General features: G+C 75.4%; 21 protein-coding genes and 1 pseudogene. 6 read left to right on the plus strand and 16 right to left on the minus strand.

What is annotated here, in order from left to right; genetic code table 11:
- Positions 1-13: 13 nt before the first annotated feature.
- The 4 genes from AB0Q96_RS12665 to AB0Q96_RS12680 all read right to left on the minus strand — a co-directional run bounded on the left by AB0Q96_RS12665 (position 14) and on the right by AB0Q96_RS12680 (position 7,659).
- Complete coding sequence (locus AB0Q96_RS12665) at positions 14-2,704, minus strand: DUF6493 family protein (RefSeq protein ID WP_365324493.1); 2,691 nt, start codon at positions 2,702-2,704, stop codon at positions 14-16.
- A gap of 161 nt (positions 2,705-2,865) precedes the next feature.
- Positions 2,866-4,293: an SWIM zinc finger family protein gene (locus AB0Q96_RS12670; RefSeq protein WP_365324495.1), complete on the minus strand. Its 1,428-nt coding sequence runs from the start codon at positions 4,291-4,293 to the stop codon at positions 2,866-2,868.
- Positions 4,294-4,432: 139 nt separating this feature from the next.
- Positions 4,433-6,016 carry an alkaline phosphatase D family protein gene (locus AB0Q96_RS12675; RefSeq protein ID WP_365324497.1) on the minus strand — a complete coding sequence of 528 codons (1,584 nt, stop codon included), beginning with the start codon at positions 6,014-6,016 and terminating at the stop codon, positions 4,433-4,435.
- Positions 6,017-6,162: 146 nt separating this feature from the next.
- Complete coding sequence (locus AB0Q96_RS12680) at positions 6,163-7,659, minus strand: PLP-dependent aminotransferase family protein (RefSeq protein WP_365324499.1); 1,497 nt, start codon at positions 7,657-7,659, stop codon at positions 6,163-6,165.
- 284 nt (positions 7,660-7,943) lie between these two features.
- Here AB0Q96_RS12680 and AB0Q96_RS12685 point away from each other — a divergent pair.
- Positions 7,944-8,543, plus strand: a pseudogene (locus AB0Q96_RS12685) (EamA family transporter); the annotation flags it as partial.
- Between the two features lie 39 nt (positions 8,544-8,582).
- Here AB0Q96_RS12685 and AB0Q96_RS12690 read toward each other — a convergent pair.
- Positions 8,583-9,422 (minus strand): alpha/beta fold hydrolase, encoded by an 840-nt coding sequence (locus tag AB0Q96_RS12690; protein WP_365324501.1) that lies wholly within the window; start codon positions 9,420-9,422, stop codon positions 8,583-8,585.
- 194 nt (positions 9,423-9,616) lie between these two features.
- Here AB0Q96_RS12690 and sigJ point away from each other — a divergent pair, with 194 nt between their 5' ends.
- On the plus strand, positions 9,617-10,531 hold the full coding sequence (sigJ, locus tag AB0Q96_RS12695; RefSeq protein WP_365324745.1) for an RNA polymerase sigma factor SigJ: 915 nt from the start codon (positions 9,617-9,619) through the stop codon (positions 10,529-10,531).
- A gap of 259 nt (positions 10,532-10,790) precedes the next feature.
- Positions 10,791-11,531 (plus strand): GntR family transcriptional regulator, encoded by a 741-nt coding sequence (locus tag AB0Q96_RS12700; protein ID WP_365324503.1) that lies wholly within the window; start codon positions 10,791-10,793, stop codon positions 11,529-11,531.
- Positions 11,532-11,646: 115 nt separating this feature from the next.
- Here the strand turns inward: AB0Q96_RS12700 and AB0Q96_RS12705 are convergent, their stop codons facing one another.
- The gene (locus AB0Q96_RS12705) at positions 11,647-12,804 is read right to left on the minus strand and encodes an ROK family transcriptional regulator (RefSeq protein ID WP_365324505.1); all 1,158 of its coding nucleotides are present in this window, start codon (positions 12,802-12,804) and stop codon (positions 11,647-11,649) included.
- 142 nt (positions 12,805-12,946) lie between these two features.
- Between AB0Q96_RS12705 and AB0Q96_RS12710 the strand changes: the two genes are divergently transcribed.
- Positions 12,947-13,330 (plus strand): hypothetical protein, encoded by a 384-nt coding sequence (locus AB0Q96_RS12710; RefSeq protein WP_365324507.1) that lies wholly within the window; start codon positions 12,947-12,949, stop codon positions 13,328-13,330.
- 133 nt (positions 13,331-13,463) lie between these two features.
- Here AB0Q96_RS12710 and mug read toward each other — a convergent pair whose 3' ends face one another.
- The 3 genes from mug to AB0Q96_RS12725 are packed head-to-tail and all read right to left on the minus strand — an operon-like array spanning position 13,464 to position 16,317.
- Positions 13,464-14,036: a G/U mismatch-specific DNA glycosylase gene (gene mug, locus AB0Q96_RS12715; RefSeq protein ID WP_365324747.1), complete on the minus strand. Its 573-nt coding sequence runs from the start codon at positions 14,034-14,036 to the stop codon at positions 13,464-13,466.
- A complete protein-coding gene (gene purB, locus AB0Q96_RS12720) occupies positions 14,033-15,475 on the minus strand; it encodes an adenylosuccinate lyase (RefSeq protein ID WP_365324509.1) in 1,443 nt (480 codons plus the stop codon). Before purB ends, mug begins: the two co-directional genes overlap by 4 nt.
- Positions 15,476-15,534: 59 nt before the next feature.
- Positions 15,535-16,317: an SGNH/GDSL hydrolase family protein gene (locus AB0Q96_RS12725; RefSeq protein WP_365324511.1), complete on the minus strand. Its 783-nt coding sequence runs from the start codon at positions 16,315-16,317 to the stop codon at positions 15,535-15,537.
- A gap of 64 nt (positions 16,318-16,381) precedes the next feature.
- On the opposite strand from AB0Q96_RS12725, the gene AB0Q96_RS12730 reads away from it, so the two are divergent.
- Positions 16,382-17,389 (plus strand): maleylpyruvate isomerase N-terminal domain-containing protein, encoded by a 1,008-nt coding sequence (locus AB0Q96_RS12730; protein ID WP_365324513.1) that lies wholly within the window; start codon positions 16,382-16,384, stop codon positions 17,387-17,389.
- A 253-nt stretch (positions 17,390-17,642) separates the two neighbouring features.
- On the opposite strand, the gene AB0Q96_RS12735 is transcribed toward AB0Q96_RS12730, so the two are convergent.
- The 5 genes from AB0Q96_RS12735 to AB0Q96_RS12755 form a co-directional block, all read right to left on the minus strand.
- A complete protein-coding gene (locus tag AB0Q96_RS12735; RefSeq protein WP_365324515.1) occupies positions 17,643-18,662 on the minus strand; it encodes a hemolysin family protein in 1,020 nt (339 codons plus the stop codon).
- Positions 18,659-20,002 (minus strand): hemolysin family protein, encoded by a 1,344-nt coding sequence (locus tag AB0Q96_RS12740; RefSeq protein WP_365324516.1) that lies wholly within the window; start codon positions 20,000-20,002, stop codon positions 18,659-18,661. Before AB0Q96_RS12740 ends, AB0Q96_RS12735 begins: the two co-directional genes overlap by 4 nt.
- Before the next feature lie 201 nt (positions 20,003-20,203).
- A complete protein-coding gene (locus AB0Q96_RS12745) occupies positions 20,204-20,641 on the minus strand; it encodes a GNAT family N-acetyltransferase (protein ID WP_365324518.1) in 438 nt (145 codons plus the stop codon).
- Between the two features lie 89 nt (positions 20,642-20,730).
- Complete coding sequence (locus tag AB0Q96_RS12750; RefSeq protein WP_365324520.1) at positions 20,731-21,606, minus strand: TIGR03621 family F420-dependent LLM class oxidoreductase; 876 nt, start codon at positions 21,604-21,606, stop codon at positions 20,731-20,733.
- A gap of 54 nt (positions 21,607-21,660) precedes the next feature.
- Complete coding sequence (locus tag AB0Q96_RS12755) at positions 21,661-22,983, minus strand: MFS transporter (protein WP_365324522.1); 1,323 nt, start codon at positions 22,981-22,983, stop codon at positions 21,661-21,663.
- A 72-nt stretch (positions 22,984-23,055) separates the two neighbouring features.
- On the opposite strand from AB0Q96_RS12755, the gene AB0Q96_RS12760 reads away from it, so the two are divergent.
- Positions 23,056-24,042: a helix-turn-helix domain-containing protein gene (locus tag AB0Q96_RS12760; RefSeq protein WP_365324524.1), complete on the plus strand. Its 987-nt coding sequence runs from the start codon at positions 23,056-23,058 to the stop codon at positions 24,040-24,042.
- A gap of 170 nt (positions 24,043-24,212) precedes the next feature.
- Here the strand turns inward: AB0Q96_RS12760 and AB0Q96_RS12765 are convergent, their stop codons facing one another.
- Together AB0Q96_RS12765 and bioD are read right to left on the minus strand one after the other, a co-directional pair.
- On the minus strand, positions 24,213-24,557 hold the full coding sequence (locus AB0Q96_RS12765; protein WP_365324526.1) for a VOC family protein: 345 nt from the start codon (positions 24,555-24,557) through the stop codon (positions 24,213-24,215).
- A 19-nt stretch (positions 24,558-24,576) separates the two neighbouring features.
- Positions 24,577-25,317, minus strand: a complete 741-nt coding sequence (gene bioD, locus AB0Q96_RS12770; protein WP_365324527.1) for a dethiobiotin synthase — start codon at positions 25,315-25,317, stop codon at positions 24,577-24,579.
- Positions 25,318-25,320 lie beyond the last annotated feature (3 nt).

Below are 25,320 nucleotides of genomic sequence, written 5' to 3' on the forward strand. Positions count from 1 at the left end.
CGATTTCGACAGGTTATGACGCGACCTGATCGGCTCCCTGGCCGAGCGCGCTCAGCAGCCGGCGCGCCTGCACCACCGCCTGCGAGGAACCCGCCCGCGCCGCCGCCTCCGCGAGACCCGGCAGCGAGCCCACGGCCCCGCACCGCTCGACGCACTCGGCGCCCACCGCGAGGAGCTCCCCGAGCCCGCGCGACGGCTTCGGCGCGGCGAGCAGCCCCGGCAGCAGCTCCGCGAGCACCGCCCAGACCGTCCCGTACGCCCCGGTCGCCGCCGCCGTACGGGCCGCGTCCGCGAGCCGGTTCGGCTTCACCGTGCCCTCGGCCAGCAGCGGTACGAGCCGCCCGCCCAGCGCCGGCGCGTCCAGCTCGCCCCGGGCCGCGAGGACCAGGAGCGCGTCGACGGCGGTCAGCCGGTCCTCCGCGTGCCGGCCGCCGAGGCCCACGGCCAGCGCGGCATGGACGGCGGGACCCACCGGCCCCTCGCCCTCGGCGAGCGCGGTCAGCCCCCGGGCCGAGCCCCGGGCGTCCCACTCGGACCCGTTGCCCACCTCCGGCAGCAGCCACACCGCCAGCGGCTCCCGGTCCTGCGGCAGCACGCCCGGCCAGTGCGACTCCAGCCCCGACCAGTGACGGCACCGACGGGCCGCCTCGGTGGACTCGCCGCTCAGCCACTGGAACGGCGGCGGGAACTCCTCCCGTATCGTCCGCCGCTCCCGGAACGCCACCACGACCCGGTCCGCCAGCCACCACCGCCCGGAGCGGATGTCGGGCCCCCGGTCCAGGAAACGCACCCCGGGCGCGAGCGAGACGTCCGCCGACAGCCACGCCGCGAGCCGCTCGCCCGCCCGGGTGCCCAGCGCCGCCGCCGCCTCGGCGGCCTCGGCCACCCCCGGGCCGGACCTCCGCACCCGCAGCAGCGCCTGGGCGAGGTCGACGGGGGCCGGCTCGGCCCCCGCGTCCCGGTACGCCCCCAACCGCTCGACCAGCACCGGGGCGTCGATCGCACCGGTGTGCAGCGTCGGCGTCGCGAGGAGGAACGGCACCGGAGCCGACGAGGCGATCAGCCACGCGGCCTCCCACAACCGGGCCTCCACCACCCCGGAGGGCCCCGCGTGACCGCAGGTCGCCGTGGCGCGGCGACGCCCGTCCGTGATCCGCGAGACGCGCACCGTGCCCGCCAGAGCGGCCATCACGACCATGAGCCCCTGCGGGCCGTACCCGAAGTGGTCCCCGCCGCGCATCCAGTGCGCGTCGCCGAAGGTCTCCCGCACCGCGGCCGTCAGCGCCGCCCGGTCCCCGTGCGCGTGCCGGACGAGACCGTCCAGGGCGCGCTCGAACTCCTCCGGCTCGCCGGGCCGCCGCACGACGGTGACCAGGTCCTCGATCAGCTCGGCGAGGCTCCCCGCCGTCGGCGCCACCGGACGCGGCTCCGGCACCGGCGGCAGCACCTCCTCATAGGGGAGCGCCCCGCCGTCCGCCGCCGCCCCGAACAGCTCGACGGCCGCCGCCCGGTGCATCGGGCTCAGCAGCACCGCCGCCCCGGCCAGCTCCTCGCGGACCTGCCCGTCCACACCGGAGAGATGGCGGCCCACGAGCTTCAGGGCCCGCTCCTGGATCGCCGTGTCCTCGTGCCCGAACGCGTCCATCACCACCGGCAGCAGCTCGTCCGCCGCATCCGGCGCCTGCCGCAGCACCTTCGACAACAGCGTCAACTGCGCCCGCACCAGCTTCTTCTCGGTGCGGAACAGCACAGAGCCGGACATCTCCGCCAGCTCCCGCACCGGCAGGACGCCGTCGAGGGCGAGCCCCGCCAGCACCTCCTGCGCGTGCGCGGCCACCGGCGAAGATCCGTCGGCCACCATGCCGAGCCAGTCCGGGATCCGGGCCCTTCGCTCCTCGTCCGTGGCCCCGACGGCCTGGAGCAGGGCGAGCGACAGCCGCAGATCGCGCGGCCGGCCGCCCCGCAGCAGCCGGGCCACACAGGCGTCGACCAGCTCCGCCCGGTCGAGCAGCCCCTCGGCGGCCAGGACCGCCAGCGCGCCGGGCCAGTGGGAGCGCCCGTCGTCGGAAGCGGCGGCGGTCTGCCAGCCGACCGCCTCCGGGGTCTCGGTCAGATCGAGGAGGCGCGGGACGAGGACCGGGGTCTGCGGGTCCTGCCGCAGACTCGCGACGAGGTCGCGGCGGTCCAAGGCCGCGGTCCAGCCGCGGACATAGGAGTCGGTGGCCGGTGCCGGGCAGCCGGTCAGCAGGACGAGCCCGTGCACGAGGCCGTACTCCTCCTCCGCCATGGTCGGCCGCTCCGCGAGCCGCCGCGCCACCTCCGTCAGCCACGCGTGGTCGCGGTGCGCGAGCACGCCGAGCACCGCGCGGCTCTCGGTCCCCCACTCCTGGAAGTCGCGCCCGCCGATCCAGTCCGCGGCGGCGGCCGCCCCCGTGAGGCAGCCGGCCCCCGCGAGCCGCAGCGCGCCCCGCACCTTCCGCTGCTCCCGCCACCGCCCCCAGTCCCAGCCGCGGACCTCCTTGCGCAGCTCCTTCAGCCCGGGAACCGCCGCCTTGCGCCCGGCCGCGCCGAGGGCCTCGACCAGACCGGGCACATCGCCCCGCCGCCCCTGCCGCACCGCGACGAGCAACTGCTCGACCTGGGCGGCGGAGGCCGTGGAGGCGGCCGCGTCGAGGGTCGCGCCCGCACGCGCGCTCGCGTTCATGTCCGTACCTGTGTCCGTGCCCGTGCCCGTGCCCGTGTCAGTGGCGATGTCGATCTCCCTGTCTGTGCCTGTGCCTGTGCCTGTGCCCGTGCCCGTGCCTGTGCCTGTGCCCGTGCCCGTGCCCGTGTCCGGGGCCGTGCCGATGTCCGTGCCGATCCGCGTCATCGAGCACCCCCGGTGAGGGAGGCCGGCGCTCCGACGGCCCCGACGGCCCCCGCGTCGCCGGGCGTGCCGACGGCCGCGCCCCGCCGGGCCATCCGCACCGCGAGGGCGTGCTTGCAGGGGCCCCGCCGGCCCCGGTACTCCGCCCACCAGGCGCAGGTGCAGTTCAGCCGCCCGCCGGCCGACTCCCGTACCTGGTAGCGCCGGTCCGCCGAGACCACCGTGGCCAGGTCGCCGTCGAGGGCGACCGCGCCGTGGGCGAGCAGGGCGCGCGCGTCGACCAGCCGCGGGTTGTGCCGCTCGGCGCGGTCCGCGTCGTACGGCAGCTCCCGGTGGAAGTAGGCCGCGTCGGCCACGTCGTACCCCACCCGTCCCGCCGTGCCGAGCCGGGTCAGCGCGGCCCGGACCCGGTCCACGGAGAGGCCCGCCTGCTCGGCCAGGTCCGCCGGGTCGATCCGCGGCTCCCAGGCGAGCAGCACCGAGACCAGCTCCGCGTCCCCGGCCGCCTCGTCGGTGGCCAGCGCCTCCAGGACGCCGCCCTCGCCGGAGAAGCCGCGCGCCGAGTCGGGGGACAGGGTCAGGGTGAGCCGCATCCCGGGCAGCTCCACCTCCCAGGCGCTCGGCGCGGGCCCGCCGTCCGGCACCGGCCCGTACACCCGCAGCGCCGTCGCGTGCCGCAGCACCCGCTCCAGGGCGACGAGCCGGTCGGGTCCGGCCAGGCAGACCGCGCCCGGGACGGGCCGCGTGGTGGGCCGCAGCGTCCGGCCGGACGGCACCACCCACAGCGGGGCGGCGCCCCGGGCCCGCGTGCGCGGCAGCGAGCGCAGGAAGCGCACCGCCTCCGCTCCCGACAGCTCCGCGCGCAGGTCGAAGCCGGCGGAGGCGACCTGCGCCTCGGCGAAGCCGCGCAGCCAGCGGTCCGGCAGCGGCACCTTCTTCTCCACGACCGGGCCGTCGAGGGTGGTGACCGCCAGTTCGTCGGGTCCGACCCGCAGATGCAGCGGGTCGTCGCCGGTGATCCGGGAAAGGGCCTCGCGCAGCGGGTTGTTCACGTCCACGTTGGTCGTGCCGTGGCCGGTCTCCGCCCCGTCCAGGCCCGCGCTCAGCACGTCCAGGCGGGCGTACACCCCACCGCAGCCCGAGAAGGACTCGAACCGCAGCCGGTCGCCGTTGCCCGTGACCACCGGGTCCAGCGACGCCGGCCGCATCCGCTGGTAGTAGCGGGCCGCGGCGACGTCGGCGACGGCGAGCAGGCCGCGCGCGGCGATCTGGGGCGAGCTGAGGAAGCCGGTGAAGAACCGGGGCCGGGCCTCGGCGCCGCGTGGCGTGAGGCCCCCCGAGGTCTCCAGTCCGAGCAGCCGGCCGGAGCCCAGGGACTCCAGGGCGGAAGGGCGTGCGTAGGCGAGCGCCTGTACGGATCGCGTCATGGGAAAAACGGTAGGACCCGGCACTGACAATCGGCCGTGGCCGCCCCTGACCAGGCAATTCGGGCCGCCCGGCCCGCGGTTCGGGGCGGTCCCGGCCACCCGTGCGAGGACCGTTCGGCGCCGGCTGTCCGGCGCGGCGTCACTGCCCGACGCGGCCCGGCTGGAGCACCTTGCTGAACAGCACCGTGCCGCCCTCGGCGCGCAGGCGGACCGTCAGTTCCCCGCTGTCGCCGTCGATGTCGACCTCGCCGAAGTACTGCGGGGTCTCCATCGGCGAGAGGTTGGCCCGTTCCGGCGCCCGTACGAAGACCCGGTCGGGCCCGAAGGTGGCGTCCAGCTTGTTGGCCGGGAAGCCGCCCGCCGCCAGCGGTCCGGAGACGAACTCCCAGAAAGGAGCGAAGTCCTTGAAGGCGGCGCGCTCCGGCGCGTAGTGCTGCGCCGAGGTGTAGTGGACGTCCGCCGTGAGCCACAGCGTGCCGGTGATCCGCCGGTGCTTGACGAACCGGAGCAGTTCGGCGATCTGCAGCTCGCGGCCGAGCGGCGCGCCCGGGTCGCCCTGGGCGACCGCCTCGAAGTCGGTGGCCCCGTCGGTGACCACGAGCCCGAGCGGCATGTCCGCGGCGAGCACCTTCCACACCGCGCGCGAGCGGCTCAGCTCCCGCTTCAGCCACTCCAGTTGTTCCGCGCCGAGGATGCCGGTGGTGTCGTCGGCCTGCCGGCCCGGCGAGTTGGCGTTGCGGTACGAGCGCATGTCGAGCACGAACACGTCGAGCAGCGGCCCGTACCGCACCACCCGGTTCATCCGGCGCTCGGCGCCGCGCGCGTGGAGCGTGGAGACGGGGAAGTACTCGCCGAACGCGCGCGAGGCGCGGGCCGCGAGGACGTCGACGTCCTTCTCCGTGTAGCGCGGGTCGTCCAGGATCTGTCCCGGGTACCAGTTGTTGCGGACCTCGTGGTCGTCCCACTGCACGATGGACGGCACCTGCGCGTTGAAGGCGCGCACGTTGTGGTCGAGGAGGTTGTAGCGGAAGTTGCCGCGGTACTCGTCCAGGGTCTCGGCGACCTTCGACTTCTCGGGCGTGGTGACGTTCCGCCAGACGCGTCCGTCGGGCAGCGTGACGCTGGGCTGGATGACGCCGTCCGCGTAGATGGTGTCACCGCTGCACAGGAAGAAGTCCGGGTTCAGCCGGCGCATCTCCTCGTACGCGCGGAAGCCGCCGATGTCCGGGTTGATGCCCCAGCCCTGCCCCGCGATGTCGCCCGACCAGAGGAACCGCACCCCGTCGCGGCGCCGGTCGGGCGCCGTGCGGAAGGTGCCGGTGACGGGCTCGCCGGTACGGCGCGGGTCGTCCGGGTCCGCCAGGGTGACCCGGTAGTGGATCTGCTCGCCCGCCGGGAGCCCGCGCAGCGCGGTGGTGCCGGTGAAGTCGGTGCCGGGCCCCAGGAGCGGCCCGTAGTGGCGGTGGACGCGGCGGAACGATTCGCCGGACGAGGTCTCGACGATCATGCGGGCCGGCCGGTCCGAACGGACCCACACCAGGCCCGCGTGCGCGGTCACGTCACCGGTCTGCACCCCCCACGCGGCCGACGGGCGCCCGGAGAGCGCGAGCGCCGGGGTCGCGAACGCGCCGGCGCCGACGCCGAGGGCGGCGGCCGAAGCGGCCAGCGATCCGCGCAGGACCGTGCGGCGGGCAGGGGGAGTGGCGGGCGTGCGGTGGGACATCGAAGCGCCTCCGGGGCTCGGCGGGATGGGCCGCCCCCATGCCTAGCGCCCGGGGGAGGCGCGAAGCCGAACCCCGCGTGAACAACGGGGCCGGGGGCGGCGGCCGGCCGGGCGGGGCCGCCCCGCGCGCACCGGGCCCGGGCCCGTCAGCCCGCCGCCCCGCGCCGCCCGTCCCCCCGCCGCCCCGCCAACAGCGCCACGCCCCGGGCGATCTCCCCCGGCGTCAGATGCGCGTACCCGAGGACCAGGCGGACCGCCCCGTCCGTCGGCCGTGCCGTGCCGTACTCCTCCAGCGGGCGCAGGGACACCCCCGCCGCCCGGGCACGGTCCAGGAGACGCGCGGTCGGACCGTGTTCCGGCGGCAGATGGGCGATGAGGTGGAGGCCCGCCGCGATGCCGCGCACGGTGCTGCCCGGGAAGTGCCGCTCCAGGGCGGTCACCAGGGCGTCCCTGCGCTCGCGGTAGGCGCGCTGGCAGCGGCGCAGCTGCCGGTCGTATCCGCCGCCGGTCACGAAGCGGGCCAGGACGGCCTGGTCGAGGGCCGGGTTGCCGAGGTCCATGGTGCGCTTGCGCTCGACCACCTCGTCGAGCAGGGACTCCGGCACCAGCATCCAGCCCAGCCGCATCCCGGGCGCGAGTGACTTGCTCACCGAGCCGGCGTACGCCACCCGCTCCGGGTCGAGCCCCTGGAGCGCGCCCACCGGGGCCCGGTCGTAGCGGAAGTCGCCGTCGTAGTCGTCCTCCAGGACGAAGCCGTCCACCGACCGCGCCCAGTCGAGGAGTTCGGCCCGGCGCCGCGCCGAGTAGGCGATCCCGGACGGGAACTGGTGCGAGGGCGTCGCCACCACGGCGCGCACCCCGGACGCGGCCAGCGGCCCCGGCTCCAGGCCCTCCTCGTCGACCGGGAGCCACACCGTGTCCACGCCCGTCGCGGCGAACAGCCGGGCGTGCTCGGGGCTCCCCGGATCCTCGACGCCCACCGTGCGCACCCCGCGCGCCCGCAGCACGAAGCCCAGCAGCGTCGCGGCCTGCGCCACCCCCGAACACACCACCAGACGCTCGGGATCGGCCACCACCCCGCGCCTGCGCGTGAGGAGCGCGGCGAGGGCGGCGCGCAGTTCCGGCAGCCCGCGCGGATCGGGATAGCCGAGCTGCCGGTGGGCGAGCTCGGCGAGCACCGCCCGCTGCGCGGCGCCCCACGCGGCGCGCGGGAAGAGCGCCAGATCGGGCGTGCCGGAACGGAAGTCGACCCGCATGCTCCGCGCGCCCGGCGCGCGCGGCGCCAGGTCCCGTACGCCCGGCGCGGCGGAACGCGCCGCCCCGCCCACCCAGGTGCCCGAACCGCGGTCGCTGCGCAGGTAGCCCTCCGCCGTGAGCTGCTCGTACACCTCGGTCACCAGGCCCCGCGAGACGCCGAGGTCGGCGGCGAGGGCGCGGCTCGACGGCAGCCGGGTACCGGGGCCGATCCGGCCCGTCCGCACCGCCTCCCGCAGCGCCTCCTGGAGCGCCCGGCCGCGCCCCCGCGCGGGAGCGCCCGCCGCCGGGAGGAGCAGCTCCCAGGCGGGCTGCGGGACACCGGCGGAGGGGGCGGCCGGCGGGGCGTCCCCCCGGCCCGCGCCCCAAGTGGTCCCCGATGACGTCATGGAAGTGGACCTTAATGCGGAGAGCGCCGCTTCCTAGCGTCGGGACCATGAACGCGAACTCCCTGCGCGGCGCCCTCCTGGTGACCGTCGCCTACGCCCTCGTCGGCGCCTCCTTCACCGCCAACAGCCTGCTCGGCGCCTATCCGTACGCGGGCGGGCAGGCGCTGCGCTACGCCGCCGCCTGCCTGCTCCTGCTGCCCCTCCTCGGCCGCGGGGCCCTCGGACCGCTGCGGGCCCTCACCGCGCGGCAGTGGCTGCGGGTGGCCCTGGTCGCCGCCGTCGGCATGGTCGGCTTCAACCTGGCCGTCCTGGCCGCCGAGCGGACCGCCGAGCCCGCCGTCCCCGGCGTCCTGGTCGGCTGCGCGCCGGTCGTCGTCGCCGTCCTGGTCCCCCTGACGGAGGGCCGCAGGCCCGCCCGCCCGGTCCTGTACGGGGCGCTGCTCGTCGCCGCGGGCGCCTTCACCGTCCAGGGCTGGGGCCGCACCGACCTCGCGGGCCTGGGCTGGTCGGTGGCGGCCCTCGCGGGCGAGGTCGGCTTCACGGTCCTCGCGGTGCCGGTGCTGCGCCCGCTGGGGCCGAAGCTGCTGACGGCGGTGGTGTGCGCGGTGGCCGCGGTGGAGTCGGCGCTGCTCGGTCTGCTCGTTGACGGCGGCGACGCCCTCCGCGTGCCGACGGCGGTCGAGACCGGCGCCCTGGTGTGGCAGGCGGCGCTGGCGACGGTGGTCGGTTTCGTCCTCTTCTACATGGGCGTCCAGCGCATCGGAATGGAGAGGGCCACTCTCTACACGGGCGCCATCCCGGTGGCCGCCGCACTGACGGCCGCCGCCGTCGCGCACGGCTCCTTCGGCCTGCCGCAGGCCGCCGGAAGCCTCCTGGTGGGGGCCGGGGCGGCCCTGGGCACGGGCCTGTTCGCGCGGACGCGTTCAGACGCCGGGGCGGCTGCCGTCGAGGATCACCCGGGAGACGAGAGCCGGGTCGTCGTTCATGGGGACGTGGCCGCAGCCCGGAAGCCGGACCAGGCGCGCGCCGGGGATGACCCGCTTGGCCCGGACGCCCTGGCGGCGCAGCAGCAGCCGGTCGCGGGTGCCCCAGGCCACGGTGACGGGCACGGCGGGGACGTCGTCGGTGAAGAGCACGCTCCCGCCGGACGCCAGGGTCTGGTGGAAGCCGGTCGCCTCCCGCAGGGCGAGCGTCTCGGCGACGGCCGCCTCGGGTGAACGGCGCCCGGGGCGCGCGTAGATGGTGCTGGTGAGGGCCGTGCGGCCGGCCGCGCTGCGGGAGAGGCGCTCGATCAGCGGGACGGGCAGCGCGAGCGCGGCGCCCCGCATGGCGCGCAGGGTCGTGAACGCGTAGCGCCGTTCGGCCTCCGACCAGAACCCGGCGGGGGAGAGCGCCGTCACCGAGCGCACCAGCTTCTCGCGGCCGAGCTCCAGGGCGAGCAGCCCGCCGAGGGAGTTGCCCGCCACGTGCGGCCGTTCAACGCCGAGGGCCGCGCAGAAGGCGCCGAGCACTGGCACGACGGTGCTCAGGTCGTACCCGTACCCCTCGGGCAGGGCGGGGGAGGCGCCGAAGCCGGGCAGGTCGACCGCGATGACGTCCCGCTCGGTCGCGAGGACGTCGAGCACCGGCTCCCAGGCCTGCCAGTGGTGCCCGATCCCGTGGAGCAGCAGCAGCGGTTCGCCGCGGCCCCTGCGCTCGTACGCGACCGTCACCGTGCGCGGCCCGCCGGGGGACTCCACCGGGAAAGAGATCTGTGCGGACATCGGCTGCTCCTGTCGTGGAAAACCCCTTAGACACCCTGTCAGCAACAATTACCGGTGAGTAGAGTCGAGTTCAAGACCGGAGCCCGAAACTGGACAGGGATCGTGGCGTGAGCTGGGATGGAAGCGTGCCGACCGACACCGTGACCGACCCGACCGATCCGACCAGCCGGACGGACCCGACCAGCCGGACGGACCTGACCAGCCGGACGGACCCGACCGTCCAGACCGGCCAGGCCGACCCGACCGGCCTGTTCGAAGCGCACCGCCCGCTGCTCACCGGCGTCGCCTACCGGATGCTCGGCCGCGCCGCCGACGCCGAGGACGTGGTCCAGGAGGCATGGCTGCGCTGGGCCGCCGACGACCGCTCCGAGGTGCGCGAACCCCGCGCCTTCCTCGTCCGCGTCACCACCCGGCTCGCCATCGACCGGCTCCGCCAGGTCAGCTCCCGCCGCGAGTCCTACGTCGGCCCCTGGCTGCCCGAGCCGATCGTCACCGACTTCGGGCCGACCGTGCCCGACACCGCCGAGCGCGCTCTGCTCTCCGACTCCGTCTCCCTCGCGCTCCTCGTCGTCCTGGAGTCCCTCTCCCCGCTCGAACGCGCCGTCTTCGTCCTGCGCGAGGCGTTCGGCCTCCCCTTCACCGAGATCGCCACCGCCCTCGACCGCACCGAGGCCGCCGTCCGCCAGCTCGCCGGCCGCGCCCGCCGGCACGTCGACGAGGCCCGGCCGCGCTACGACGTGGACCCGGCCCAACGGCGCGCCCTCACCGAGCGGTTCCTCGCCGCCGCCGCGGGCGGCGACCTCGAAGGGCTGCTCACCCTCCTCGCCCCCGACGTCCGGCTCGTCGGCGACAGCGGCGGCAAGTCCAAGGCCCCGCTGCGGATCATGGAGACCGCCGACAAGATCGGCCGCTTCCTGGTCGCGATCGCCCAGGGCACCGAGGACGCCTTCGCGATCCGCTTCGCCGAGCTCAACGGCGGTCCCGCGCTGGTCGCCCTGGTCGACGGAGCGGTCGACTCCGTCTTCCAGATCGACATCCGCGACGGACGGATCGCCTGCGTCTACATCCTGCGCAACCCCGACAAGCTGCGCGGCCTCGTCCTCGACTGACGTCCCGCCCGCCCCGGCCGCCCCGCCCGGGACCCGATCGGGGTCCCCGGCGGGGCTTTTTGCTGCGCGGGGCTCTCCACGACGCGAACGTCCTGTGAACGATCTAGGTCAGAGGGTCACATTCGGGGGCGTTCGGCGGAGGATTGGTCTTGACCAAGGGTGTGCGGCGCCTTATGGTCGCAGAGTTAGTGCAGGAACCTTTAATAAACAAGGGCGCGGAAAACCGCCGCGGGACACGGCGAATGTGCGGAGGATCAGGGTGGGGACCACGCAGCTGGAATCAGTGCCGGAGCCGAAGTACTGGCACCTCAAGACCGTGATCGGCGAAGCCCTCGACTCGGACTTCGCGGTCGGGGAGATCCTTCCCAACGAGCGCGAACTGGCGGCCCGTTTCGGCGTCGCGCGCGCCACGCTCCGGCAGGCCCTGGAGCAGCTGGAGCTGGAGGGCCGCCTGCAGCGCCGCCGCGGAGTCGGCACCACCGTCGCCCCGCCCCGGGTCGGCGTGGACGTCTCCACCACCCAGCACACCTGGCCCGGCGTCGGCGAGGACACCTGGCAGTCCGTGGACTCCGCCTCCGGCACGGCGCCCGCCGCCGTCGCCCGCGTCCTGGAGATCACCCCCGACGAGCCCGTGCACGTGGTGCGCCGCCTGCGCGTCACCGAGGGCCAGCCGGTCGCCGCCGAACTGCTCTACGTGCCCGCCGGTTCCGTCCCCGGCCTCGGTGCCGTCGACGTCCCCGGCGGCGTCGACCGCGCCCGCTCCGTGCTGCGCGAGCTCCAGCGCCTCGTCCTCGACGGGCAGGACCGCTCCGTCGAGCTCGGCTCCGCCCGCGCCGACGACGCCCGCGAACTGGACCGCCTGCCGGGCGCGCCCGTCCTCGTCGTCACCACCCGCTACCTCTCCGAGGGCGGCACCGCCGCCGTGTCGGTCGCCACGTACCGGGCCGACACCTGCAAGCTCACCTTCGGCGACTCCGGAGACCTGGTCATGGCCTCCTGACCCCCGCGCACGCACAGACCGGGCCCGTCGCCCGGACGCCGTCGGTACGGCGCCCGGACGACGGGCCCGCTCCGTTGTACGGCGCGGCCCCGCGCGCGGGGCCGCGCCCTACGGCTCAACGGCGGGCCGACACCGTGCCGTCCACCGCGAACAGCTGCTCCTCGACGTGGTCGAGCGCCAGCCGCAGCGCGCCCGTGCCCACCGCCGCCTCCCCCAGCATCGACAGGACCACCCGCGGCGGCCGCAGGCAGAACCGCGCCAGCTCGTCGCGGAGCGGCTGCAGCACCCCGTCCAGGCCGGCCGCCCAGCCGCCGATCACCACCAGCTCCGGGTCGAGCGCGAGCACCAGTGCCGCCACGTCGTGCACCAGGCGCTGGATGAACCGCTCCACGGCCGCCCCGGCCCGCGCGTCGCCCTGCCGGGCCAGCGCGAACACCTCGGCCACCGCCTGCTCGTCCAGCGGGTGCAGCGGCTCGTCCGTGGTCGAGAGCAGGTGCTCGGGCGTGACGCCCCGGCCGAGCAGGTGCAACGCCCCGATCTCACCGGCCGCCCCGCCGTAACCGCGGTGCAGCCGGCCGCCGATCAGCGAACCGGCGCCGGGGCTCAGCCCGGCGAGGACGAAGACGATGTCGTCGGAGTCGCTCGCGGCACCCTTCCAGTGCTCGGCGACCGCCGCCGCGTTGGCGTCGTTCTCCACGATGACCGGGCAGCGGAACGAACGCCGCAGCCGCTCGCCGAGCGCCAGGCCCGTCCAGCCGGGCAGCGCGGTGCCGAGGCGGACCGTGCCGTCCGCCTCCACGATCCCCGGCGTGCCCACGCCGACCGCCCGCAGGTTCGACCGGGGCACCCCGGTCCTGCGCAGCACGTCGGCCACCACCGTCCGCACCCGGTCCAGACGCTCGTCCTCGGGCGCCGTCTCGGCCACCTCACGGGAGCCCGCGCCGATGATCCGGCCGTCCAGACCGGAGATCAGCGCCGCCACCCGGTGCGGGCCGATCTCCACGCCGAGCAGGTGCCCCGCCTCCGCCCGGAAGCGGAACCTCCGGGCCGGCCGGCCCTGCCGTCGCGCCTCGCCCTCCTCGGGCGCCGACTCGACGACCAGACCGCCCTCGATGAGCCCCTCGGTCACGCCCTCGACCGTCGGCCGTGACAGGCCCGTGACCCGGGTCAGATCCGTGAGTGTCAGCGCGTCGGAGCCCCGCAGCGCATGGAGTACCACCGCGGAGTTGATCCGCCGCAGCAGCGACGGATCTCCGCCGGTCAGCCGCCCCACGTGTGCCTCCCAGCTCGTGCGCCTCTTTGCCCGGATGTTACTCAATGGGCGTAGGTGGGGCGAGTGCCGCCCGGTGCGGAACCGGAGCGGCCGGGCGTCTGACGGACCACCAGCTGTCGGTGCCTGCCGCTTTACTGGACCCATGACCCCGGACCGGCACCTCGCCGCCCTCGACCTGCTGCGGGCCCGCCCCTTCGGCGACCGCGCCCACCACCTGGCCGAGTTAGCCACCGGCGACGCCGCCGCCGACCCCGACCCGGCGGGTCAGGCGGAGGCGGAGCGGACGGCCCTCGCCGGGCTGCTCGCCGCCCGCTGGGGCCCGCCCGACCGCCTCGCGCTCGGCTCGCTGCTCCTGCGCGCCGAGCGCGGGGAGCGGATGCCGGAGCCCTGGGACCTGCTGAGCGCCTCCGTGCCCGACGTCGAACTCTGGCGGGTGGAGCGGCGCTGGATCGCGCTCGGTCTGCTGGCCGCCGCCGGGGATACGTACCGGCTGCTCGTGTGCGTGACCGAGGTCGACCCGCCGTGAACGGCCCGCGACCGCACCGCCGTGAACCGGCCCGCGACCGCCCAGCCGACCTCGGGTCAGCCCTCGCTCCGCCGTCCCCGGTGGCGGCCCCGCACCGCCGACCCGGGTCAGCCCCCGCCCAGCCGTCCCCGGGTCAGCCCTCGCGTCGGTCCGGCAGTCCGGCCGCCTCGCGCAGGCGGGCGAACTCCTCCGCCATCGACTGTGCCGTCCAGTGCGCGTTCAGCCCGCTCGGGTTGGGCAGCGCCCAGATCCGGGTCGTGCCGATCGTCCGCTCCTGCGGACCGATCGGCGCCTTCTTCTCGCCGAAGGCCGTGCGGTACGCGGTGACCCCGACGACCGCCAGCCAGCGCGGCGCGAGCCGCTCCACCTTCTCGGTCAGGATCCGGCCGCCCTCCCGGTACTCCTCGGCGCTCAGTTCGTCCGCCCGCGCGGTCGCCCGCGCCACCACGTTGGTGATGCCGAGGCCGTACGCGAGGAGTTCGTCCTGCTCCGCGGGCGCGAGCTGCCGCGGGGTGAGGCCGGACAGGTGCAGCACCGGCCAGAAGCGGTTGCCCGGGCGGGCGAAGTGGTGGCCCGTCGCGGCGGTCATCAGCCCCGGGTTGATCCCGCACAGGAGGACCGAAAGGCCGCCCGCGGCCACGTCGGGGACGACGTGGTCACGGGCGGCCTGGAGCTCCTCGGCGGAGAACCGGGGGGTTCGGGTCAGAGGATCGACCCGGGGGTGTAGCCGGCGGCCTCCGGGTACTGCTTGGCGATCTCCTCGATGCGGGAGACCACGACGGCGACCTGGTCGGCGGCGGCACCGGTGAAGGACAGCTTGTCGGCCATCAGCGCGTCCAGCTGCGCCCGGTCCAGCGGGATCCGGTCGTCGGCGGCCAGCTTGTCCAGGAGCTCGTTGCGCTCGGCGCCCTGCTCGCGCATGGCGAGGGCGGAGGCGACGGCGTTCTCCTTGATGGCCTCGTGGGCGACCTCGCGGCCGACACCGGCGCGGACGGCGCCCATGAGGACCTTGGTGGTGGCCAGGAACGGCAGGTAGCGGTCCAGCTCGCGGGCGACGACCGCGGGGAAGGCGCCGAACTCGTCCAGGACGGTGAGGAAGGTCTCCAGGAGGCCGTCGAAGGCGAAGAACGCGTCCGGCAGGGCCACCCGGCGGACCACCGAGCAGGAGACGTCGCCCTCGTTCCACTGGTCGCCCGCCAGCTCGCCGGTCATCGACGCGTAGCCGCGCAGGATGACCATCAGGCCGTTGACGCGCTCGCAGGAGCGGGTGTTCATCTTGTGCGGCATGGCCGACGAGCCGACCTGGCCGGGCTTGAAGCCCTCGGTCACCAGCTCGTGGCCGGCCATCAGACGGATCGTCTTGGCGATCGACGACGGGGCGGCGGCCAGCTGCACCAGGGTGGTGACCACGTCGTAGTCGAGCGAGCGCGGGTAGACCTGGCCGACCGAGGTGAAGGCGTGCGCGAAGCCGAGGTGTCCGGCGATGCGCTGCTCCAGGTCGGCCAGCTTCGAGGCGTCGCCGCCGAGCAGGTCGAGCATGTCCTGGGCGGTGCCGACCGGGCCCTTGATGCCGCGCAGCGGGTAGCGGCCGAGGAGGTCCTCCAGGCGCGCGTAGGCCGCGAGCAGCTCGTCGGCGGCGGTCGCGAAACGCTTGCCGAGGGTGGTGGCCTGGGCGGCGACGTTGTGCGAGCGGCCCGCCATGACGAGCTCCGCGTACTCGGCGGACAGCTTGCCCAGCCGGGCCAGGACGGCGACGGTACGGTCGCGCATCAGCTCCAGGGAGAGCCGGATCTGGAGCTGCTCGACGTTCTCCGTGAGGTCACGAGAGGTCATGCCCTTGTGGACGTGCTCGTGGCCGGCGAGGGCGTTGAACTCCTCGATGCGGGCCTTCACGTCGTGCCGGGTGACCTTCTCGCGCTCGGCGATGGAGCCGAGGTCGACCTCGTCGAGGACCCGCTCGTAGTCGCTGAGCGCCGCGTCCGGAACCTCGATCCCGAGGTCCTTCTGGGCACGCAGCACGGCCAGCCACAGCTGGCGCTCCAGCTTCACCTTCTGCTCGGGGGACCAGAGGACGGCGAGCTCCGCGGAGGCGTAGCGGCCGGCCAGGACGTTGGGGATGCGGGGCTTCGCAGTCGCAGCTGTCACGTGGACCGATTCTACTGGCGGTTTCTGCAGGTCGGCGCCAGGGTCCGGGCTGGAGTTTGCTACGAGAGCGGCGTCACGTCGTACGGCAACAGCTCCGGCCGCTTCGGGGCGCGCCCGTCGCCCGAGGAGCGGCCGGTGAGGCGGCGCCCGATCCACGGGACCAGGTGCTGCCGGGCGAAGCGGGCGTCGGCGATCCGGCGGCTGGCCCAGCCCGGCGGCACGGCGGCCGGGAGCGGGGCCCGCCAGTCCTCCTCGGGCGCCAGGCCCAGGGTCTGCCAGACCGCCTCCGCGACCCGGTGGTGCCCGTCGGCCGTGAGGTGGAGCCGGTCCACGTCCCACATCCGGGGGTCGCCCAGGGCCGGGGCGCCGTAGAGGTCGACCACCAGGGCGCCGTGCCGGGCGGCGAGCTCGTCCACGTACCCGAAGAGCTCCTCCATGCGCGGGCGGAAGCGTTCCATGACCGGCCCGTTGCGGCCGGGGCTGCGCATCAGGACCAGCTGTCCGCAGGACGGCGCGAGGCGCTCCACGGCCTCGCCGAGCAGGCCGCGCACCCGGCCCATGTCGCACGAGGGCCGCAGGGTGTCGTTGAGCCCGCCGACGAGGGTCACGACGTCGGCCTTCATCGCCGCCGCTGTGTCGATCTGCTCGTCGACGATCTGGCCGATCAGCTTGCCGCGCACGGCCAGGTTCGCGTAGCGGAAGCCGGGCGTGCGGGCGGCCAGCCGGCCGGCCAGGACGTCGGCCCAGCCGCGGTAGGAACCGTCGGGCTTCCGGTCCGACATACCCTCGGTGAAGCTGTCGCCCACGGCGACAAGACTGGTGTACGTGGCATTGATCTCCATGGCCCAGCGATCGTACCGCGCGGTATGGCCGCGGTGGCCCGGAGGAGCAGGGAGGGGCAGACCCATGAGCGAGGCGCTGCTGAGCGCGCTGGCCGAGGCCGTGGCCGAGCTGGCCACGGCGCACGACCCCGGGGCGGACGGGCCGGGCCTCGCGGACACCGCGCGGCTCCTGGACGGGCTTCCCGCCGCCGACCGGCGGACCCTGGACGGACTCTTCCGCGCCGCCGCCCTGCGGCAGCCCCCGGGACCCCGCCGCGAGCGGTTCCTGAAGGTCCCGGCCGGCCTGGGCCTGTCGGGCGACGCGCACCTCGCCCGCTGCGATCGGGCCGCCGGATACGTCGAGAGCTTCGTCACGCTCGTCCGCGACGCCGACCCCGCCACGCCCGTGCCGAGCTGCCCCGGCTGGAGCCTCGCCGATCTCGTGCGGCACCACGGCGCGACCCATCGCCGTACGGAACACCTGGTGCGCACCCGGGCGACCGGACGGGTCCGGTCCGCCGACGTGCCGCTCGACCTGCCGGCGGACCCGGCCGGCTACCCGGACTGGCTCGCCGAGAGTGCGAAGCGAGCTCTGCGGGTGCTGCGGGAGGCCGAGCCGGACGCCCCGGTGTGGGTGCACGGCGGCGACCCGCACGTACGGTTCTACCCGCGCCGGCTGCTCTTCGAGGCGGTCGTCCGTCTCGCCGACGCCGAGCTGGCCCTCGGCCGGGAGCCCGCGCCGGTCGATCCGGCGACGGCCGGCGACGGCGTCGAGGAGTTCCTGGAGAACCTCCCGTACTTCTCCTGGGCCGCCGAACCCGTCGCCCAGCTCGACCGGGACGGCGCGAGCCTCCGGCTGACCGCGACCGACACCGGCGCCGCCTGGACGATCACCCTCGGCGGCGGCGGTTTCGCCTGGCGGCGCCGGGCCGAGGGCGAGCCCACCGCGGGCGTCGCGGGCACCGCCGCCGACCTCCTGCTGCTCCTGCACGGGCGGTACGCCGCCGACGCCCCCCGCTTCGACCGCTCCGGCGACCGCACGCTCCTCGACGCCTGGATCGCGTCGACCGCGCTCCAGGCGCCGGGTCGGTAGGGCCCGGTCGGCGGCCCTGGTCGGTGGGCCCCGGTCCGTAGGCCCCGACCCGTAGGCCTGGTCGGTAGGCCCGGCCCGTAGGCCCCGGCCCGTAGGCCCCGGCCCGTAGGCCCCGACCCGTAGGCCAGGTCCGTAGGCCCCGACCCGTAGGACCTGTCTGGGTCAGGCCCCTGCGGCCCGCGGGCGGACGCCGGAAGGGCCCGGGACGGTGTGCGTCCCGGGCCCTTCCCCGTGTTCTCGGCGCGCGGGCGCGTCACGCCCCCGAGGGGGGTCCCACCAGTTCGCGCAGCACGTCCTCCATCGTCACCAGACCGGCCGGGCGCCCGTCCTCGTCGACGACCGCCGCCAGGTGCGTCCGGCTGCGGCGCATCGCCGTCAGGACGTCGTCCAGCGGCGTCGCCGCCCGCACCCGGGCGATCGGGCGCAGCGACGTCACCGGGAACGGCAGGTCACGCGGGGTGACGTCCAGGGCGTCCTTCACGTGCAGGTAGCCCAGGATCCGGCGGGCCGAGTCGACCACCGGGAAGCGGGAGAACCCGGACCGCGCCGACAGCGCCTCCAGCTCCTCCGGAGTGGTGCCCACCTGCGCGTACACGACCTTCTCCACCGGCATCACGACGTCCCGCACCGGGCGCCGGCCCAGTTCCAGGGCGTCGTGCAGGCGCTCGGCGGCACGGTCGTCGAGCAGGCCGGCGTCACCGGCGTCGGTGACCATCCGGGCCAGCTCGTCGTCGGAGAACGTGGCCGAGACCTCGTCCTTGGTCTCCACCCGCAGCAGCTTCAGGATCGCGTTGGCGAACGCGTTGATCGCGAAGATCACCGGGCGCAGGGCCCGGGCCACGGTCACCAGCGGCGGGCCGAGGGCCAGCGCCGAGCGGGCCGGTTCGGCCAGCGCGATGTTCTTCGGGACCATCTCGCCCAGCAGCATGTGCAGGTAGGTGGCGACCGAGAGCGCGATCACGAACGAGATCGGGTGCACGAGGCCGTGCGGGACGCCGACGGCGTCGAAGACCGGCTCCAGGAGGTGGGCGATGGCCGGCTCGGCCACGATGCCCAGCACCAGGGTGCACAGCGTGATGCCGAGCTGGGCCGCCGCGAGCAGCGCGGAGACGTGCTCCAGGCCCCAGATGACGCTGCGGGCCCGGCGGTTCCCGGCCTCCGCGAGCGGCTCGATCTGGCTGCGGCGCACGGAGATCAGGGCGAACTCGGCGCCGACGAAGAAGGCGTTGACGACCAGGGTCGCGAAGCCGATCAACAGCTGGACCGCGATCATCGGCCGGCCTCCTCGTACGTGTCCTCACCGGTGCCGGGGAGCGGGGCGTGCAGGAGCACGCGCGCCGCGCGCCGCCCGGAGGCGTCCACCACGTCGAGCCGCCAGCCGGCGAGCTCCACGGTGTCCCCGACGGCCGGGATCCGGCCGAGCTCGGTGGCCAGGACGCCGGCCAGGGTCTCGTACGGACCCTCCGGCGCCTTCAGGCCGATGGCCTCCAGCTGGTCCGTGCGGGCCGCGCCGTCGGCGGACCACAGCGGGCGCCCGTCGGCGTCCTCACCGGCCGGTGCCAGGTCGGAGGTCTCGTGAGGGTCGTGCTCGTCCCGCACCTCGCCGACGACCTCCTCGACGATGTCCTCCAGGGTCACGACGCCGGCCGTGCCGCCGTACTCGTCGATGACGACGGCCATCGTCTGCTTGCCGGAGAGGCGGTCGAGCAGCCGGTCCACGGTGAGGCTCTCGGGCACCAGGAGCGGCTCGCGCAGCATCTCGCCGATGCGGCGGCGCGGGCGCTCGTCGGCGGGTATCGCGAGGACGTCCTTGATGTGGGCGATGCCGACGACCGAGTCCAGGTTGCCCCGGTAGACGGGGAAGCGGCTGAGGCCGGTCGCGCGGGTCGCGTTGGCGACGTCCTCGGCCGTGGCCTGCACCTCCAGGGCGGTGACCTGGACGCGCGGGGTCATCACGTTCTCGGCGGTCAGCTCCGCGAGGTTGAGGGTGCGGACGAACAGCTCCGCGGTGTCCGCCTCCAGGGAGCCCTCCTTGGCGGAGTGGCGCGCCAGGGCCACCAGCTCCTGCGGGGAGCGGGCGGAGGCCAGCTCCTCGGTCGGCTCCATGCCGAGCCGGCGCAGGATGCGGTTGGCGGTGTTGTTGAGGTGGCTGATCAGCGGCTTGAACGCGGCGGTGAAGATCCGCTGCGGAGTGGCGACCACCTTGGCGACCGCGAGCGGCGAGGAGATCGCCCAGTTCTTGGGGACCAGCTCGCCGACGACCATCAGGACGACGGTCGACAGGGCGGTGCCGACGACGAGGGCCACCGAGGAGGCGACCGAGGGGGAGAGGCCGAGGGCCTCGGCCGGTCCTTGGAGCAGTTTGGCGATCGAGGGCTCGGAGAGCATGCCGACGACCAGGTTGGTCACGGTGATGCCGAGCTGCGCGCCGGAGAGCTGGAAGGTCAGCGACCTGACGGCCTTGAGGGCGCCGGCGGCGCCCCGCTCGCCGCGCTCGGCGGCGGCTTCGAGCTCGCCCCGCTCGACGGTGGTCAGCGAGAACTCCGCCGCGACGAAGGCACCGCAGGCCAGCGCGAGCAGCAGCGCCACGAAGAGGAGCAGTACCTCGGTCATCGGTTCACCTCCGTCCCTCGACGAGTCCCATGATCAGTCAGGGGAGGGAGGACCGCGCGATGTCGGCTTCGGGAACGGCTACTGGGAGGCTCGCCCATGGGCGGACGCTCACACCTTTCGATAGTGCGGGGCAGCGCTGTGGCTGATCGGATGACCGAATTCTGACCACCCATAGTAAAGGATGGGCAAAAGGGCGGGCGATCAGCGGACGGAAGGGGGAGCGAGCGGCTTCACCCAGCGGGTCCACTGCTCCTGCGGCCCGTACTCCGCCGCCCGCCACGCGGCCTGCCCGCGCTCGTTCCGGTCCAGCACCATGGCGTCCGCGCGCCGGCCGCCGAGCCGTACGAAACGCTCCTCGGCCGCGGCGAGCAGCGCCCCGCCGATGCCCCGGCGCCGGTGCTCCGGGTGGACGGCGAGCCGGTAGAGATGACACCGCCAGCCGTCGAAGCCGGCGATTACCGTCCCGACCAGCGCCCCGTCCCGCTCGGCGAGCAGCAGCGCGTCGGGGTCCCGCTCGACGAGCCGCGCCACGCCCGCGCGGTCGTCGCTGATGCTCGTGCCCTCCGCGGCGTCCTTCCAGAAGGCGAGCACGGCGTCGAGGTCGGCCGCCGCGGCGGCCCGTATCCGAAGATCGTCCATGCCGGCATCCCACCACCGGCCGGGCCCGCCCGTCGACCGTGTTTCACGGGCGGGCGGGGCCTCCGGAGGCGGGGCCTCAGGAGCCGACGTCAGGCGTCGGCGCGCTCCCGCAGCAGTGCGATCACCGGGCCGAACGCCTCCATCGCGTCGTCGAGCACCGTGAGGTACGAGAAGCCGAACCGCTCCCGCAGCGCGAGCACCCGGTCGGCGATCTCCCGCACCGTGCCGATCGCGAGGATCGGCAGGTCCAGGACCTGCTCCTCGGTGAGATACGGGGCCCGCGGCAGGAACTCGGCCGCCGCCGCGGACGGGTCCTCCGTCACGATCACCCGCTGGATCAGCAGGTTGAGCTCCGCGGGCGTGGCGCGGCCGGCCTCCCGCTCGAAGCCCCGGTACGCCTCCACCCGGGCGGCGACCTCCGTCGCGGTCAGCACCGTCACCGCGTCGCCGGTGAAGCGGCCGCCGCTGAAGGCCGTCACGTCGGCGTACCGGGCGGCGAGCCGCAGCACCCGGTTCCCGTTGCCGCCGATGAGCAGGGGAGTGCGCGGGTTGCCCTCCCCGCCCTTCAGCGTCCCGGCCAACTCCTCGACGGTACGGGCGAGATGGCCGACCCGCTCGCCCGGCGGCAGGAACGGGATCCCGGCCCGCTCGTGCTCGGCCCGCACATAGCCGGTGCCCAGGCCGAGTTCGAGCCGGCCGTCGGTCAGCGCCGCCGTCGTGGCCACCTCGCGGGCCAGCAACACCGGGTTCCAGAAACCCGTGTTGAGCACGAAGGTGCCGAGCCGGGGCCGGGTCGTGGCCTCGGCCGCCGCCACCAGCGAGGGGAACGGGGCGGGCATCCCGAGGTGGTCCGCGACCAGGATCAGGTCGTACCCCAGCTCCTCGGCCCGGCGGCAGCGCGCCCGCCACTCGACACCCGTGCCGGGCGTGAGCATGGTGACGGCGAAACGAAAGGACGGGACCACGGCGGTACCTCCAGGTCGACGGGCGGCCGGGGACGGGTGTCGGGTGACGGTCCCTCAGCCTGCCATGTCCGGCGCCGCCTCGGCACGGCGCAGGCCGCGGACCGCCGGGATCGCGAGCAGCGCCGCGCAGCCCGCCAGGCAGGTGCCCGCCGAGACCAGCAGCAGGCGCTCCGGGGAGGCCAGCGCGGTGGCGGGACCCGCGAGGATCTGGCCGAGCGCGATGCCCGACACCGATCCGGCCAGCTCGTACGCGCTGACCCGGTTGAGCACCGCGGGGGGCGTGTGGGTCTGCACGCTGGTCGCCCACATCACCGACCAGAACGCCAGGGCGCCGCCGCCGACGGCATGGCCCGCGAAGAGCAGCGGCAGTCCGGCGTCCAGGGCCACGCAGAGCGGCAGGACCGTGTACAGCGCCATCGCCCCCGCGCCCGCGGCCAGCGGCCGGGCCGGACGCAGCCGCAGCGCGAGCAGGCCGCCGAGCACCGTGCCGACGCCCAGGAAGGACACCGCGAGGCCGTACGCGTTCGGGCCGAGGCGGGCGCCGACCAGCGCCGAACCCAGCGGTACCAGCGGGCCGAAGATCAGGACGCCGTACACCACCCAGATCAGGATCACCGCCCACATCCAGGTGCGGGAGCGGAACTCGTGCCAGCCCTGCCGCAGGTCCCGGCGGAGCGAACGCGCCGACGCCGCCGACGCCGCCGACGCCGCCGACGCCGCCGGCTCCCCGGCGGCCGGGACGGCCGGGGCGAACCGGATCGACGCCAGGCACAGGGCGCTGAGCAGGAAGGTCCCCGCGTCGATCGCGTACACCGTCCCGGCGCCGGTCAGCGTGATCAGCAGCCCGGCGAGGGCGGGGCCCAGCAGATGGGCGAGGGCGTCGGCCACCTTGAGCGTGGCGTTGGCCCGCTGCGGTTCGGCGGCGACCAGCGGGACCATGCCGTTCACCCCCGGCAGGAACATCGCGACCGCCGCGCCCGCCAGCGCCGCCATGGCGACGAGGAGCCAGAACGGCGGTCGCCCGGCGAAGAACGCGACCGCGAGCACTCCTTGCGTGAGCACCCGGGCCAGGTCCGCGCCGATCATCATCCGGCGGGCGCCGAAGCGGTCGGCGAACACGCCCCCGAACAGGACCAGGAGGACGAACGTGCCGGTCCAGGTGCCGAGGACGACACCGGCCCCGGGGATCCCGTAGAGCGCGCCGACCGCGAGCGCGGCGGCCACCGGCATCATCGCGTCGCCGAACAGGGAGACGGTGCGGGCGGCGAAGTAGAGGGTGAAGCGCCGGTCCCACAGGGGGAGTCGGGCGGGCGGTACGGGGGAGCCGGGGGAGCCGGGGAGGGGGGACGGGTGGTGCCGTGTCTGCGTGGTGGTCACAGCAGCGATCATGGTCTGGACCAATTGCCCGTTCCCAGTGTCCCGACCGACATGAAGGGGTACTTTCGCGCCATGACGCCGTCCCGTCCGCTGCCGAACCCCCACCCGCCGCACCGGGTGGTGGCCCTGCTCCAGCCCCGGCAGTCGACCTTCCCGCTGTCCTGCGCCGCCGAGGTCTTCGGCGACCACGCCCCGGCGATCCCCGCCCGCTACGCCTTCGAGGTCTGCGCCGAACGGCCCGGCCCGCTCACCACCCGGACCGGCTACGAGCTGCTGGTCACCCAGGGCCTGGAGTCGCTGGAACGCGCGGACACCGTGCTGGTGCCCGGCCGGGAGGACGCGGACCACGCCGAGGTGCCGCCGGAGGTGATCGCGGCGGTCCGCCGGGCGCACCGGCGCGGCGCGCGGATCGTCGGGCTCAGCTCGGGCGCCTTCGTGCTCGCCGCCGCCGGACTGCTCGACGACCGGCGAGCCGCCACCCACTGGGCCAGGGCCGCCGGCCTCGCCGCCCGGTTCCCCCGGGTCCGGGTCGACCCGGCCGTGCTGTACGTGGACCACGGCGACGTCGCCACCAGCGCCGGATCCGCCGCCGGCGTGGACCTCTGCCTGCACCTCGTGCGCAGCGACCACGGCGCCGCGTACGCCATGCGGATCGCCCGACAGCTGGTCATGCCGCCGCACCGGGAGGGCTGCCAGCTGCAGTACGCCGAACTCCCCACCTCCGGGCCGGTCGCCGACTCGCTGGCCCCGCTCCTCGAATGGCTCGCCGGGCGGCTCGACCGGCCGACCAGCGTCGCCGAGATGGCCGCGTACACGCGGCTCTCCGCCCGCACGCTGACCCGGCGCTTCACCGAGCAACTGGGCATCAGCCCGGCCCGCTGGCTGCTCGACCGGCGCCTCGCGGCCACCCGCGCGCTCCTGGAGGAGACCGACCTGCCCGTCGAGACGATCGCGCACCGGGTCGGCCTCTCCTCGGCGGTCAACCTGCGCCGCCGCTTCCACGAGGCGCTGCGCACGACACCGGCCGCGTACCGGCGCACCTTCCGCGCGGACGCCTGACGTCGGGGAGGGGCCCGCCGACGGTCCCGGGCGCGGCCTTGGCCTCGGTCGCGGTCGCGGGCGTGGTCCCGGGCGCGGCCTCGGCCTGCGGGCCTCGACCGCGGACTCAGCCTCGGCCCGCGGGCCTCGACCGCGGGGGCAGCCCCAGCCTCGGCCCGCGTCCCGGGCGCTCACCCCGTCACGAAGCAGAACTCGTTCCCCTCCGGGTCGTGCATCACCTGGAACGTGCCCTGCTCGTCCGTCACCGGACCGCCCGAGCGGCGCGCGCCCCACGGCAGCACCTCGTCGGCCGCCGCCACCGGGTCGGCCACCTCCACGTCCAGGTGCAGACGGTTCTTCACCGCCTTGCCCTCCGGCACCCGCTGGAACGCGATCCGCGCGAAACCCGGCGGATCGACGTACGACCAGTCCGGGCTCCGGTCGACCGGAGCCCCGCCGAGCAGGGCCGACCAGAACCGGGCGAGGGCGGCCGGGTCGGCGCAGTCGAACACGATCTCCTGAACATGGGCACGCATGCGGGCCAGCGTACGGAGCTCAGGCCTCCCGCGCCGCCGTGAACGGCTCGGCGAACCGCGCGGTGAACGCCTCCGCGTCCCAGCTCCCGCCCAGCGCGGGGGCCAGCCAACCGGCCGCCGCCGCCCGGAACTCCGCCGGGTCGAGGGCGCCGGCGCCCGCCGGGACCGCGCCGAGCAGCGGCGCCTCCGCCACCCTCGGCAGGTCCGCCAGATTGCACCGCATCGCCAGGTCCGGCTCCTCGGGCCAGCTGCCGACGACCACGCCCGACTGCTCGATCCCGCGCGCCCGGAGCGCCTCCGCGGTCAGCGCCACGGAGTTGAGGGTGCCGAGTCCCGCCGGGGCGACCACCAGCACCGGCGCACCGAGCAGCCGGGCCGCGTCGGCGAGCGTCCCGCCCTCCTCGTCGAACCGGACGAGGAGGCCGCCGGCGCCCTCCACCAGGACCAGGTCGTGCTCCGCCGCCAGCTTCGCCGCCGCCTGCGCGACCTCCGCCGGGGAGACCGGGGCCATCCCCGCGCGGCGCGCGGCGGTGTCCGGCGCCAACGGTTCGGGGAACCGCGCGAGCTCGGCCCCCACCACGGCCCCCGCCAGCCGCCGGACCTCCTCCACGTCCCCCGCCTCTCCCCGGCCGACACCCGTCTGAGCGGGCTTGAGCACGGCGACGGAGCGGCCGGCGGCGACGGCGGTGGCGGCGAGCGCGGCGGTGACGACGGTCTTGCCGATCTCGGTGCCGGTGCCGGTGACGACGATGACGGACATGGT

It is taken from the genome of Streptomyces sp. NPDC093111 (assembly GCF_040683955.1).
Lineage (GTDB): Bacteria > Actinomycetota > Actinomycetes > Streptomycetales > Streptomycetaceae > Streptomyces.